This is a genomic window from Ruegeria sp. HKCCD7303 (assembly GCF_013111185.1).
GTDB lineage: Bacteria > Pseudomonadota > Alphaproteobacteria > Rhodobacterales > Rhodobacteraceae > Ruegeria.
This window is the reverse complement of record NZ_WVRE01000002.1, coordinates 284674-297358: the sequence shown is the minus strand read 5'-3', so window position 1 is coordinate 297358 and position 12685 is coordinate 284674. Positions and strand designations below refer to the sequence as shown.

Annotated in this window: 11 protein-coding genes; 3 read left to right on the top strand and 8 right to left on the bottom strand. The window is 57.1% G+C overall.

The genetic code is table 11. From position 1 onward, the window contains the following. Positions 1 to 2: 2 nt before the first annotated feature. Together pgl and zwf are read right to left on the bottom strand one after the other, a co-directional pair. A complete protein-coding gene (pgl, locus tag GS630_RS06065) occupies positions 3 to 674 on the bottom strand; it encodes a 6-phosphogluconolactonase (protein ID WP_171234357.1) in 672 nt (223 codons plus the stop codon). Beyond that, on the bottom strand, positions 671 to 2125 hold the full coding sequence (gene zwf, locus GS630_RS06060; RefSeq protein ID WP_171180041.1) for a glucose-6-phosphate dehydrogenase: 1455 nt from the start codon (positions 2123 to 2125) through the stop codon (positions 671 to 673). Before zwf ends, pgl begins: the two co-directional genes overlap by 4 nt. Before the next feature lie 165 nt (positions 2126 to 2290). On the opposite strand from zwf, the gene GS630_RS06055 reads away from it, so the two are divergent. Then, positions 2291 to 3244 carry a radical SAM protein gene (locus GS630_RS06055; protein ID WP_171180039.1) on the top strand — a complete coding sequence of 318 codons (954 nt, stop codon included), beginning with the start codon at positions 2291 to 2293 and terminating at the stop codon, positions 3242 to 3244. Here GS630_RS06055 and GS630_RS06050 read toward each other — a convergent pair whose 3' ends face one another. Continuing rightward, complete coding sequence (locus GS630_RS06050) at positions 3245 to 3940, bottom strand: hypothetical protein (protein ID WP_171180037.1); 696 nt, start codon at positions 3938 to 3940, stop codon at positions 3245 to 3247. Positions 3941 to 4041: 101 nt separating this feature from the next. Next, positions 4042 to 4311 (bottom strand): usg protein, encoded by a 270-nt coding sequence (locus tag GS630_RS06045; RefSeq protein WP_171180035.1) that lies wholly within the window; start codon positions 4309 to 4311, stop codon positions 4042 to 4044. Positions 4312 to 4503: 192 nt separating this feature from the next. Between GS630_RS06045 and gyrA the strand changes: the two genes are divergently transcribed. Next, the gene (gene gyrA, locus GS630_RS06040) at positions 4504 to 7227 is read left to right on the top strand and encodes a DNA gyrase subunit A (protein ID WP_171237665.1); all 2724 of its coding nucleotides are present in this window, start codon (positions 4504 to 4506) and stop codon (positions 7225 to 7227) included. 107 nt (positions 7228 to 7334) lie between these two features. Here gyrA and GS630_RS06035 read toward each other — a convergent pair whose 3' ends face one another. From GS630_RS06035 to GS630_RS06020, 4 genes are all read right to left on the bottom strand, one after another. Beyond that, positions 7335 to 8030, bottom strand: a complete 696-nt coding sequence (locus GS630_RS06035) for a THxN family PEP-CTERM protein (protein WP_171180031.1) — start codon at positions 8028 to 8030, stop codon at positions 7335 to 7337. A 447-nt stretch (positions 8031 to 8477) separates the two neighbouring features. Beyond that, positions 8478 to 9947 carry a carboxypeptidase M32 gene (locus tag GS630_RS06030; RefSeq protein WP_171237666.1) on the bottom strand — a complete coding sequence of 490 codons (1470 nt, stop codon included), beginning with the start codon at positions 9945 to 9947 and terminating at the stop codon, positions 8478 to 8480. A gap of 4 nt (positions 9948 to 9951) precedes the next feature. Further along, positions 9952 to 11097: a heme A synthase gene (gene ctaA / locus GS630_RS06025; protein ID WP_171180027.1), complete on the bottom strand. Its 1146-nt coding sequence runs from the start codon at positions 11095 to 11097 to the stop codon at positions 9952 to 9954. 59 nt (positions 11098 to 11156) lie between these two features. Then, on the bottom strand, positions 11157 to 11900 hold the full coding sequence (locus GS630_RS06020; protein ID WP_171180024.1) for an RNA methyltransferase: 744 nt from the start codon (positions 11898 to 11900) through the stop codon (positions 11157 to 11159). A gap of 163 nt (positions 11901 to 12063) precedes the next feature. Between GS630_RS06020 and GS630_RS06015 the strand changes: the two genes are divergently transcribed. After that, on the top strand, positions 12064 to 12684 hold the full coding sequence (locus GS630_RS06015) for a thiamine phosphate synthase (RefSeq protein ID WP_171618901.1): 621 nt from the start codon (positions 12064 to 12066) through the stop codon (positions 12682 to 12684). Position 12685 lies beyond the last annotated feature (1 nt).

Sequence of the window (12685 nt, the reverse complement as noted above, 5' to 3'; positions counted from 1 at the left end):
GTTCACTCCGACCAATGGACAGTCATACCGCTCAGCACAGCGGCGATTGGTGCGTCTTCCGGTGGCAGCGACATGGCTTTTTCCAACGCGTCGCGCTTGGTCTGACCGTAGATAATCAGGTGCTTGGACAATGCCCCATCCAGGACCGGCGCGGTCAGGGAAATGCGCGCCTCGGGCTGCACCTCGGTGCGCGCGACGGTTAATGTAGGCGCATCACTGCCCAATGCCTGAGCCAGCCCTTCCATACCCGGAAACAACGAAGCCGTATGCATGTCATCACCCATTCCAAGAACCAGAACCGACAACGGCAACACCGGCGCAATCAGAGATTCGATTTCGGGCAACGCCGCCTCGGGTTCCGCACCGGGTACATAGAGCGGAATGTAATGCGCAACAGACGCCCGGTTCGTCAGCAGTCTTTCGCGAATCAGACGCTCGTTGGAACGCTCGTGATCGGCAGGTACACACCGTTCATCTGTTGGCAAAACTCGCACACGGTCCCACGCCACGTCCGCTGCACAAAGGCTGTCAAACACTGGCCCCGGCGTTGTCCCACCGGGAACGGCCAGCGCAACAGTGTCATGATGCAACAATGCAGCCTCCAGATCGCCCGCCAAAGCATTTGCCACGTCGATGGCCAGCATTTCGCGGTCTGCATATTCCTGAATATTCATGGCTTGATTCCTTGCCAACGGCGACCATCTCGTTTCATCAGCAGCTCGGCGTCGCCCGGCCCTGTGCTGCCGCTGTCATAAGGTTTCGGCACGTCGCCGCGCGCCAGCCAGCCAGCGATGATTGGATCGGTCCAGGCCCAGGCGGCCTCGACCTCGTCCCCGCGCATGAACAGCGTCTGGTTGCCCCGGATCACATCCATCACCAACCGTTCGTAAGCATCTGGCGGGTCCTGATTTTCGGGTCCCAAGGCTTCGGCAAAGCTCATGTCCAGTGGGACATCGACCAGACGCATCCCACCCGGCCCCGGTTCCTTGATCGTCACCTTCAGGGTGATCCCTTCATTGGGTTGCAAACGGATCGACAATGCATTGGCGTGCCGTCCGGCTTCTTCCCCGAAGATCGAATGCGGCGCGTCCTTGAACATCACATTGATCACCGAAGACCGCGCCACCAACCGCTTACCCGTGCGCAGATAGAACGGCGTACCAGCCCACCGCCAGTTGCTGATGTGGGCCTTCAACGCTACATAGCTTTCGGTGGTTGAACGCGGATTGCCAACGCAGTCTCGGTATCCCGGACCCTCGGGCCCTGCAGCGAACTGGCCGCGCACAATGTGATGCGGCTCTACCTGGTCAAGCGCCCGGATTACCTTGAGTTTCTCGTCGCGCACCGCGTCGGGATCAAATTTGGCCGGAGGTTCCATCGCGATCAGGCAGAGCAATTGCATCAGGTGGTTCTGCACCATGTCCCGCATTGCGCCTGCGCGCTCGTAATACTCCTCACGCCCGGAAATCCCCACGGTTTCAGCAACCGTGATTTGAATGTGGTCGACATATTGGCTGTTCCACAAGGGTTCGAACAGCATGTTGCCAAAGCGCACAGCCATCAGGTTCTGCACGGTTTCCTTGCCCAGATAATGGTCGATCCGGTAAATCTGGCTCTCGTCGAAATGCGCAGCCAGCGTGGCATTCAGGGCCCGCGCACTGTCCAGATCATGGCCAAACGGTTTTTCCACCACGATGCGGGTGTCGTCCGTCGCCAGATTATGCGCCCTGACCCGCTCGGCCAGCGGGCCGAACAAACTTGGACCAACCGAGAAGTAGAACGCCCTTATGCGGTCCGATGACAGCTTTTGGCCCAGAACATCCCAGCCTTCTGCTGTCATTGCATCCAGAGGCACATAGTCAACCCGCTGCAGAAACCCGGTCAGCGCCCGGCTGTCCTGCGCCCGCTTCGGCGCATGTTGGCGCAAAGAATCGGCAACCATCTCGCGAAACTCTTCCGCAGTATGGTTCGCCCGGGCTGCTGCAAGGATTTTCGTGTCATCATGCCATTGCCCGGCACAGAACCTACGATACAGGGCAGGCAGAATTTTCCGCTGCGCCAGATCACCAGTGCCGCCGAAAATAATCAGATCAAAAGGATCAACAGGGATGACGCGTGAAACCATAAGCTGTCCTTAACCCGACCCAACTTGCATGTCCAATGTTAGCGCAACCAAAAATGAAAACTCAAAGATCATCAAAACTCTGTTAGAACCGCCGCGTCACCCTTACCAAATCCCCGACAACACGCTAGTTCGAACCAAAGATTTCAGCAAAAGCCGGACGCGGGAATGAAAGACAATGCCCCTCAGCTTGCCAATATCGGCAAGTTCCAAGACAAACTGGTGACAGCAGACGGGCAGACCCGCGCAACAGTTTCACTGACCCAGCCAGACACGCTTTGGTTTAACACAGGTACGCTGTGCAACATCGAATGCGTGAACTGCTATATCGCTAGCAGCCCGACCAATGATGCTTTGGTCTATCTGACCGCGGATGAAATCCGTGATTATCTGGACCAGATCGACGAGCGCAATTGGCCCGTGCGCGAGATCGGCTTTACCGGCGGCGAACCCTTCATGAACCCCGAGATGATCGAGATGACTCGTGCCGCGCTGGAACGTGGGTATGAGGTCTTGATTCTGACCAATGCGATGGCCCCGATGATGCGCCGCAAGATGCGAGAAGGATTGTTGGAGTTGCAGAGCAAATACAACGACAAGCTTACGCTGCGCATCTCAGTCGATCACTACCGCCCCGACCTGCATGATGAAGAGCGCGGCAAGGGCAGTTTCGACAAAACCGTTACCGGGATGGAGTGGTTGCGCGATCACGGTTTCAACATGGCGATCGCAGGCAGGTCGGTGTGGGGAGACACGGATGCAGAAAGCCGCGCTGGTTATGCTGCGTTCTTCGCCCGGCATGACTTTGACATCGACCCGAACAATCCAGCTCAGACCGTTCTATTCCCCGAGATGGACGAATCCGTGGAAGTGCCTGAAATTACGACGGCGTGCTGGGGAATTCTGGACAAATCCCCAAATGCGGTGATGTGTGCCAATTCGCGCATGGTGGTCAAACGCAAAGGTGCGGATCGCCCTGCCGTTCTGGCCTGCACGTTGCTGCCTTATGAGCCCGAATTCGAGATGGGGCACAGCCTGGCCGAAGCCGAGGCGGATGTTCACCTTAACCATCCCCACTGCGCCAAGTTTTGCGTTCTTGGCGGCGCAAGCTGCTCGGGTTGATCAGTTCAGTTCGGGCGACTTCCAGAACTTGGTGCCGGACGCACCTGCCGACACGCGCCATCCTTTTTTGCTGAGCACAAAGAAAGAGCGCCCATCGCTAAAGCGCACGGTTTCGCCCTTTTTGTCTTCTCCATACATGGCGCCGGTTTCAGCCGTCGCGTCATAGCCATGGAGAATGAAGTTGTCCAAATCTGAAGGGCTTTCGAACAGGATCACAAACTTGGTCTCAAAGCCGCCAATGCCAATGGCCGCGCCCACACCACCCGTGCCCATGTTCATATAGGTGTGCTGACCAGTGTCTTTTGAAACGGCCACACCGCGCCCATACCCTGCCGATACCGGAAACACCGAAATCTTGCGCGAGTCGAAGGCCGCATAACCTGCGCTGACGTCATAGAGTGACTGCGCTTCGGGGTTTTCGGCAAGCAACTGATCAAGGATTTCTCCTGCCATCACGTCCAGCTTGGCACGCGTTTCTTCCGGCGTTGCTTCGTTGGACAGCAAGTCCGACGTGGAATCGATGGTTTCATCGACGACCGCAGCGCCTTTGTTGACAGTATCACCGACGCTTTCCGCGCCGCGACCGATCGCTTCTGCGGTGTTTTCAGCACCCTTCTTTATCTTGTCCAGAACGCCTTCGGCACAAGCGGGACCACTTAGGCAAAGCGCCGCAGCAAAAAGAAAGGCTTTTGTCATGGTTTGTTTTCCTGTGGCAGCAACAGATTGGCCGTCACCTTACCCGACTTGCCTTAAATGAAAACGGGTAATTCAATGGTCAGTCAGGCATTACCGACCACTCAATTCACGCGAAACTCGCCAACCATGTTACGCCACTCACCCGGTGCAATCATCTTGCGGTGGGTGAATTTGACCGAATGCAGCGGACCTTCAATCTCTCGCTGCCAGAAATCGATGAATTCGAACAGTTTCGGATGATCCGGCGCCAGGTCGTAGTCCTGCCAGATGAACGTGTTTAGTACGTGGATATAGTCGGGCATATGGTAGAAGAATTCCGCCGTTGTCAGACCGTACCCCTTTAGCATCAATTCGGTTTCGCTTGGGTTCATGCGGACCTCTGGTTTGTTGCAAGGTCTCTTCAGGCTAGCACAGAAACCTTCTAATTCTTGGATAACAATATGTTACCGGGACGTTACCGTGGTTTTTCGCACTCAATGCGCTGCTTGCTTGCACCTTATGTGCCGGGTCTGATAAGGTGCATCCACAAGATATAGACCCAAGCCAAAGATCGGGCAGTTTACGTGAGCGATACGCCAGAAATTCCTGAAAACATGGACGAAACCCCGCCAGAGCGCCCAGTGTATGACGGCCCGACGGTCTCCATCGAATCCGAAATGCGCACATCCTATCTGGACTACGCCATGTCGGTCATCGTATCCCGCGCGATCCCGGATTTGCGTGACGGCCTGAAGCCGGTGCATCGCCGGATTCTGTATGCGATGCACGAAACCGGGAACACCCATGACAAAGCCTACCGCAAGTCTGCGCGCCCGGTTGGCGACGTAATGGGTAAGTACCACCCGCACGGGGACTCAGCTATCTATGACGCGCTGGTGCGGATGGCGCAGGATTTCTCGATGTCGCTGCCTTTGCTGGACGGTCAGGGCAACTTTGGTTCGATGGACGGCGATAACCCAGCGGCCATGCGTTATACCGAAGTGCGGATGGACAAACCGGCTGCCGCACTGCTGGCTGATATCGAAAAAGAGACGGTTGATTTTCAGGACAACTACGACGGCAAAGACAAAGAGCCAACCGTTCTGCCCGCGCGTTTCCCGAACATGCTGGTCAACGGCGCCGGTGGTATCGCCGTGGGTATGGCGACCAATATTCCGCCTCACAATCTGGGGGAGGTGGTCAACGCCACGCTGGCCCTGATCGACGATCCTGACCTGACCTCAGAGCAGTTGATTGAATACGTCCCCGGCCCCGATTTCCCAACGGGTGGCGTCATGCTGGGCCGATCTGGTGCGCGCAAGGCCTATCTGGAAGGTCGCGGCAGCGTCATCATCCGCGCCAAGACTCGTGTCGAAGAAATCCGCAAGGATCGCTATGCGATTGTCGTGGATGAGATCCCGTATCAGGTAAACAAAGCCTCGATGATCGAAAAGATCGCCGAAGCGGTGCGCGAGAAACGTATTGAAGGCGTCAGCCACGTGCAGGACGAATCCGACCGCAACGGTGTGCGTGTCGTGGTCGAACTGAAGCGCGATGCCACGCCCGAGGTGGTTCTGAACCAGCTTTATCGGTTCTCTCCGATGCAGACTTCCTTTGGCTGCAACATGCTGGCGCTGAACGGCGGCCGACCCGAGCAGTTGACCCTGCGCCGATTCCTGACGTCCTTCATCGACTTCCGCGAGGATGTTGTTGCCCGTCGGACCGCCTACGACTTGCGCAAAGCGCGCGAGCGTAGCCACATTCTGTGTGGTCTGGCCGTGGCCGTGTCGAACGTGGACGAGGTAGTCGCCACGATCCGATCCTCGGCAGACGCCGCCGAAGCGCGCGAAAAGCTGATGACCCGCCGCTGGCCTGCTGCTGAGATCGAAGGTTATCTTCGTCTGATCGACGATCCTCTGTCCAAGATGAACGACGATGGCACCTATAACCTGACCGAGGTTCAAGCCCGCGCAATTCTGGAACTGCGCCTGCAACGTTTGACCCAGTTGGGTGTCAAAGAGGTCACGGACGAGCTGGAAGAACTAGCAGCCAAGATCAAGGAATATCTGGATATTCTTTCCTCGCGCGAACGCATCATGTCGATCATCGGTGATGAGCTGCGCGACGTCCGCGAAAAGTTCGCTGTCGACCGCCGCACCGAGATCGTCGACTGGTCCGGCGACATGGAAGACGAGGACTTGATTGAGCGTGAGGATATGGTCGTGACCGTAACCTCAGGCGGTTACATCAAGCGCACACCGCTGGCCGATTTCCGTGCTCAGAAACGTGGCGGCAAAGGCCTGTCGGGAATGCAGACCAAGGAAGAGGATGTCGTCACCAACCTCTTCGTGGCAAACACGCATACCCAACTGCTGTTCTTCACCACCGAAGGCATGGTCTACAAACTCAAGACTTGGCGTCTGCCGCAGTCCAGCCGGACCGGCAAAGGCAAAGCCATAGTCAATATCCTGCCAATTCCTACCGGTGTATCTATCGCCGCGATCATGCCTGTGGATGTGCCGGATGAAGAGTGGGAAAACCTCCAAATCGTCTTCGCCACCAGCGCGGGTGACGTACGTCGTAACCGACTGTCGGATTTCACCAATGTCCGCCGCAACGGCAAGATCGCCATGAAGCTGCCCGAGGGCGTTGAACTGGTGAATGCCCGCATCTGTTCGGAAGATGAAGACGTTATGCTGGTCACCAATTCAGGCCGTGCAATCCGCTTCCGCACCACCGATGTACGTGTCTTCAACTCACGTGAGTCCACCGGTGTGCGCGGCATCAAACTTACCAATGGCGACCGCGTTGTGTCGATGTCTGTGATCCGGCACTTTGAGGCCGACCCGGATGAACGCGCAGCTTACCTCAAGATGCGCCGCGCCGTGGCTGGCATTGCCGATGACGGTGAGGTGGACGAAGACGAAGCCGCGCCGGGCTCGATTACGCAGGAACGCTATGCTCAGATGTCGGCAGCCGAGAACCTGATCCTGACCATCACCACTGGCGGCGCAGGCAAGCTGAGCTCCAGCCATGACTATCCTGTTCGCGGACGCGGCGGTATGGGCGTCGCCGCCATGGACAAGGCGATGCGCGGCGGTGAGCTTGTGGCGTCCTTCCCGGTCGAGATCGATGACCAGATCATGCTGGCCACGTCCAAAGGTCAGTCGATCCGGGTGCCGGTGGATGGGATTTCCTTCAGATCCCGCAGCGCGGGCGGAGTGCGGGTCTTCAACACCGGTAAGGGCGAAGAGGTTGTCAGCGTGGCTTGGATCGCCGATCAAGGCGAGGACGAGACAGAAGAGTAATCGTTCCAACCTTTGGAAATAGAAAAACCCGAGGTTCGATGACCTCGGGTTTTTTGTATTCGAAAAGTCTACACCGCACGAATGAACGCGTGGTGGAGAAACCTTGCCTAAGCCGCTTTGCGCTTTTGGCGACGTCCGTATGCGAACAGCCCACCAATACCTCCAAGCAGCAGCCACCCGGCTGCTGGCAGCGGAACAGGCGCGATCGTATACTGACCATAAAGCGTTGCGTAGTTCTGCGCCTCTTCCACCGTACTGAATCCAGTAGAAATCGTGTTACCACCGTCCTGTGAAAAGCCAAGCACCGAGAACACATAATTCTGTCCACCAAAGGTGAAGTTCTGAGAACCAAGTGTGTTGGCAATTGTCACAACATCGTTGCAAGGTGTTGGATCCTGAGGACAATTTGCCGATCGATTCAAGGTCTCATTATGTGTCAGTGAAAAGGTTGATGACACCAGAGGTCCGCCGCCGATCTGAAGATCGACGACAAGATCGACCGAACTCAGTACGTCCCCCGGAATCGGAAAGTTGAGGTGCGTGAACTGTCCCAGGTCAAAAGCTGTGTCCGGCGAAAGATTCAATATTGGTGTTCCCGTCGGCGTAAAATCATAACCACTTGGGTTACTGCCACCGCCCCAACGCAGCGAGATCGTAGAACCAGAACTGCTTTCCGTAATACCAGTCGTTGGATTCACGTTCTGCCATGAAGGAGAAATAGCTGTCACACTCAACGCCGAGGCGGCGCTACCAGCCAACACCCCAACTAAGGCAACCGCGGCCACATTACGTTTCAGTGCCATGTGTTTAACCCCTACCCTTGAAACACTTTTTACAAATTCGCACTCCAACTAGAGTGCTACATAGACTTGAAAATACGTAGTATCCCGGACACAATTTGGCCACCCTTTTTCCTCATTTAGGGTAAATCCCCTCAACATTGTTACCTATGTTGAAACGGTGACGCTGACTGGAAGTATTTTCAGCTTTCTATAATACAATTCCTTACACCCCAAAAATCGATCCGGGCCTATCTTATAAAGGCCTGTCAAGCGTGAACACCAAGTCAATGATGCCTCACGTACTGGATCGCGATATGGTGTCACACGCGCGGTATTGACGTCGCCAACGGCAATCATCTCTGGAACGGTCCGTCTAAGGTGAAATACGAAAAAAATCACCGTTGTCGCGGCCGCATTACCAAAGAAATCCGGCCTTTCTGCACGCAGTCCGGAGACCGAATTCTCAGGTCACAGCCCGTACAAAGCCCCAAACTTCTTTTCCAGATACGCAAGCAAAGGCTCTGGCCCCGGCTCTACACCGCTGGCGCGTGCAATGACATCGCGGGGTGCATAAAGCCCGCCATGTTGTTGAACTTGTTCGCGCAACCAGCCCGTCGCACCCGAGGTGTCACCCTCGGCCAATCGGTCATCCAGCCCTGGCACTGCCGCACGCAGCGCCTGAAACAAGCATCCTGCATAAACGTTGCCCAGCGAATAGGTCGGGAAATACCCGAACAATCCAACCGACCAATGCACGTCCTGCAAACAGCCATTCGAAGGTTTGTCGACCGCATAGCCGAAGTCGGCTTTAAACCTGTCATTCCAGGCGGCCTCGAGCTCGCTCACTTGCAGGTCTCCGGCCATCAGTGCGCGTTCCAGATCAAAGCGCAACATGATGTGAAGGTTGTACTGCACTTCATCAGCCTCGGTCCGAATATAGCCGTTATGAACACGGTTTACCGTAGCGTAAAACGACTCCGCGTCAGCGATACCGAAATCGCCGAATGCCTCAGTCATCTGTCCGAACAGCCACCCAGTAAAGGCACGCGAACGACCCAATTGGTTTTCGTATATGCGGCTTTGACTTTCATGCACGCCCATTGACACGCCGTTCCCAAGCGGGGTCAGCAAATAAGCTTTGTCGATACCCTGTTCATAAGCGGCGTGGCCGACCTCGTGTATCGTGGAATAAAAGCAGTTGAACGGGTCCGTTTCACTGGTTCGCGTGGTGATGCGCACATCCAGCCCACTGCCCGAGCTGAACGGATGCACCGCCTTGTCAACACGGCCATTGTTCAGATCATACCCAAAAGTCGTCGCCAGCTTTTGCGTCAGGCGCATCTGGGTCCGTTCATCAAAACTGCCATTCAGGGCTGCCGGTTCCGGGCGATCCAATACTGCGGCGCGTAGGGCAACCAAACGTGGGCGCATCTCATCAAAAATGGCCGCAATCTGCGTGCCGGTCGTGTAGGGCTCGTAATCTTCGACCATGGCGTCATAGACGTCCCCGCCCTGCGCAAGGGCTTCGCCCTCCTGCCGTTTGAGTGACACGACCTCTTCAAGCACCGGCAGAAAGGCCGAGACGTCTTCATCCGCCCGCGCCTGCGCCCAAGACCCCTGCGCAGCGGATGTCACACGGGCGATCGCTGTTGCCAGATCAGCAGGCACTTTCACCGCACGCTCATAGGCCCGGCGGATTTCACGCAACTGGGCCTTACCCACTTCGTCCTGTGGCGCGGCTTGCTCAAGCCATTCCGCCACACGCGGATCGGACCGGCGCGCATGCAGCACCGCTTCGATTGCGGCCATTTCTTCGGCACGTTGCGGGGCAGCCCCACGCGGCATGACGGTTTCCTGATCCCAACCCAGCCGCCCGGCAATCTGGCCCAAAGCCGAGGTTTCACGCTGAAAGGCCATGAGTTCATTGAAAGCGGTCATTGGATCAAACTCCGCGCAGGGATGTTGCGATGGGATAAGCGGTCAGGAACCGAGCACGCAGGATCAGGGTCCAGACGACAACGGCCATGAATTGGTGGAAGATCGCGATCTGCCAAGGTGCGCCATAGACCACGGTCACGATGCCGACGACAACCTGCAACGCCAGCGCGGCAAAGGCGGCATTGAAGGCAAAACGTGTCTGCGGATGCGCGCTGGTTCCACCCCGACGCCAGACGATGAAGGCGAAGATGAACAGCAGATACCCCGCACAGCGGTGAATGAACTGCACCAATCCGGGACTTTCAAAGAAGTTCCGCCACATCGGCTCCAACGCAGTGGCATCCGGCGGCAACACTTGCCCGCCAATCAAGGGCCAATCGGTGTAGGACCGCCCAGCGTCGATCCCAGCAACCAGCGCCCCAACGAGTATCTGTAAAAAGGCGAAATGCATCAGACCGGTGGACAGCGAGAATAGTTTCGCCTCTTTCGCGCGGCGCGCCTGCATCAGGTCGCGTTCTTCGCGGCCCAATTCAAAGATGTACCACGCCAGAAAGCCCAGGATCACAAAAGCCAGACCCAAATGTGTGGCTAGACGATAACTGGCAACGGCGGTCATGCCCTCACCCTGCGTCACGCCTGAGGCGACCATCCACCAGCCGACCGCACCCTGAACACCGCCTAACAGGCCCGGAATCAACAGCTTACCAGTCCAGCCGGTTGGAATTTTGCGCGCTGCAAGAAAGCCAAAAAAGCCAATGGCCCAGACAAGTCCGATCACGCGGCCCAGTTGACGATGGCCCCATTCCCACCAGTAGATGAACTTGAAATCATTCAACTCCATCCATTGGTTTTGGATGCGCCATTGGTCGATCTGCTTGTATTTATCGAATTCCGCTTGCCAGTCCGCCTCATTCATCGGCGGGATGGCCCCGGTGATCGGACGCCATTCCGTGATCGAAAGGCCGCTGTCGGTCAGGCGTGTCAGGCCACCAACCGCAATCATCACGACGACCAGGGCAAACAGGATCATAAGCCAAACGCGGATCGCCTGACGCGCGCCGCCGCGTCCCCGGTCGATCATTCCCGGTTGCACGGCTTGTTGTTTTTCGGTGTCCGAGACCTCTTCGAAGATGCTGCGCTTACCGCTCATGCTGTCCTCATGTCCTGATTTTGTCGCAAGCTAGGGCTTGGTGGAAGATAGGTCCAGCCTCAGCTATTGTCTTTCCAGCGGACCATCTGCCGCATGATCCCATGCAGCATCTGCACATCGGCGCGTGTCATCCGCATCCGCGACCACAGATTACGTAGATTAACTTTCATACCCTCTGCTTTTTCAGGGGGATAAAAGAACCCGGCCTCTTCCAGACGATCCTCGTAATGCTCGACCAGTTTTTCCACTTCGATCCCTGTGGCCCAGTCGCCCTTGCCCAGATCGGTGGCCTCATGCACCACGTCTCCGGTCTGGCGCATCCACTCATAAGCGGTCAGCAACACGCATTGCCCCAGGTTCAGCGAGGCGTATTCCGGGTTCACCGGAACCGAGATGATCGCGTTGGCCTTTGCGATGTCCTCATTCTCAAGCCCTGCGCGTTCAGGACCGAACAACACGGCGACTTTTTCACCTGTTGCGACTTTCTCAGCCGCGATCTGCATCGCACGTTCTGGGCTGTAGACCGGCTTGGTTAACCCGCGCTGTCGGGCTGTTGTTGCGAAGACAAACGTGCTGTCAGCCAGCGATCCTGCCAGATCGTCAAAAAGCTGCGCCTCATCCAGCAACCGCCCTGCCCCGCTGGACATGGCCACGGCCTTGGGATTCGGCCAGCCGTCGCGTGGGGCCACGATGCGCATACGGTCCAGACCAAAATTCCACATCGCGCGCGCGGCGGCGCCGATGTTTTCGCCCATCTGCGGGCGCACGAGCACGAAGGATGGCTGAGATGTATCGCTGGGCATGGCTGTCTCCGAAAAGTTCCGCCCGCTCTAATCCGACGGCGTCAACAGGGCAACCCGATCCTTTTCTTCTGTTTCCAAATACCGCCTCGGCAGGCATAAAAGTTTGCTTCCCCGCCGCAATCCGCTAAACCGCGCCAAAGACCAAAAACCGAAGGACGCGCCCATGGACACCCCCGAGCAGCCGCAGATTTACCTGATCACGCCTCCGACCATCGAGTTGAGCACCTTCACAAACAAGCTGGCAACGGTACTGGACGGGGCCGACATCGCCTGCATCCGCCTGGCGCTGGCCGGAAGCGACGAAGACACAATCGCCCGCGCGGCCGACGCTTGCCGGGAAGTCGCCCATGCGCGTGATGTGGCCATAGTTATTTCGAACCACGTGCTGCTGGCCCAGCGTCTGGGTCTGGACGGGGTGCATCTGGACGACGCGGCTCGGTCCGTCAGGGCTGCGCGCAAGGAATTGGGCGCGGATGCAATTGTTGGTAGTTTCTGCGGTGCCTCCAGCCATGATGGCATGACAGCAGGTGAAAGCGGGGCCGATTACGTGGCCTTCGGACCTGTTGGCACGGCCACGTTGGGCGATGGTACCCGCGCAGAAAAGGACCTGTTCCAATGGTGGTCCGAGATGATCGAAGTTCCGGTTGTGGCCGAAGGTGGGCTAGGGCCCGACCTGATCCGCGACCTTGCCCCCTGCACCGATTTCTTCGGAATTGGGGACGAAATCTGGAACAGCGACGATCCGCTTGGCGCGCTTAACACTCTGACAGCAGGGATGTCCTAAC

Coding starts and splice junctions, on each gene's coding strand:
- pgl (WP_171234357.1), bottom strand. CDS start 674: ATGAATATTCAGGAATATGCAGACCGCGAAATGCTGGCCATCGACGTG.
- zwf (WP_171180041.1), bottom strand. CDS start 2,125: ATGGTTTCACGCGTCATCCCTGTTGATCCTTTTGATCTGATTATTTTC.
- GS630_RS06055 (WP_171180039.1), top strand. CDS start 2,291: ATGAAAGACAATGCCCCTCAGCTTGCCAATATCGGCAAGTTCCAAGAC.
- GS630_RS06050 (WP_171180037.1), bottom strand. CDS start 3,940: ATGACAAAAGCCTTTCTTTTTGCTGCGGCGCTTTGCCTAAGTGGTCCC.
- GS630_RS06045 (WP_171180035.1), bottom strand. CDS start 4,311: ATGAACCCAAGCGAAACCGAATTGATGCTAAAGGGGTACGGTCTGACA.
- GS630_RS06035 (WP_171180031.1), bottom strand. CDS start 8,030: ATGGCACTGAAACGTAATGTGGCCGCGGTTGCCTTAGTTGGGGTGTTG.
- GS630_RS06030 (WP_171237666.1), bottom strand. CDS start 9,947: ATGACCGCTTTCAATGAACTCATGGCCTTTCAGCGTGAAACCTCGGCT.
- ctaA (WP_171180027.1), bottom strand. CDS start 11,097: ATGAGCGGTAAGCGCAGCATCTTCGAAGAGGTCTCGGACACCGAAAAA.
- GS630_RS06020 (WP_171180024.1), bottom strand. CDS start 11,900: ATGCCCAGCGATACATCTCAGCCATCCTTCGTGCTCGTGCGCCCGCAG.
- GS630_RS06015 (WP_171618901.1), top strand. CDS start 12,064: ATGGACACCCCCGAGCAGCCGCAGATTTACCTGATCACGCCTCCGACC.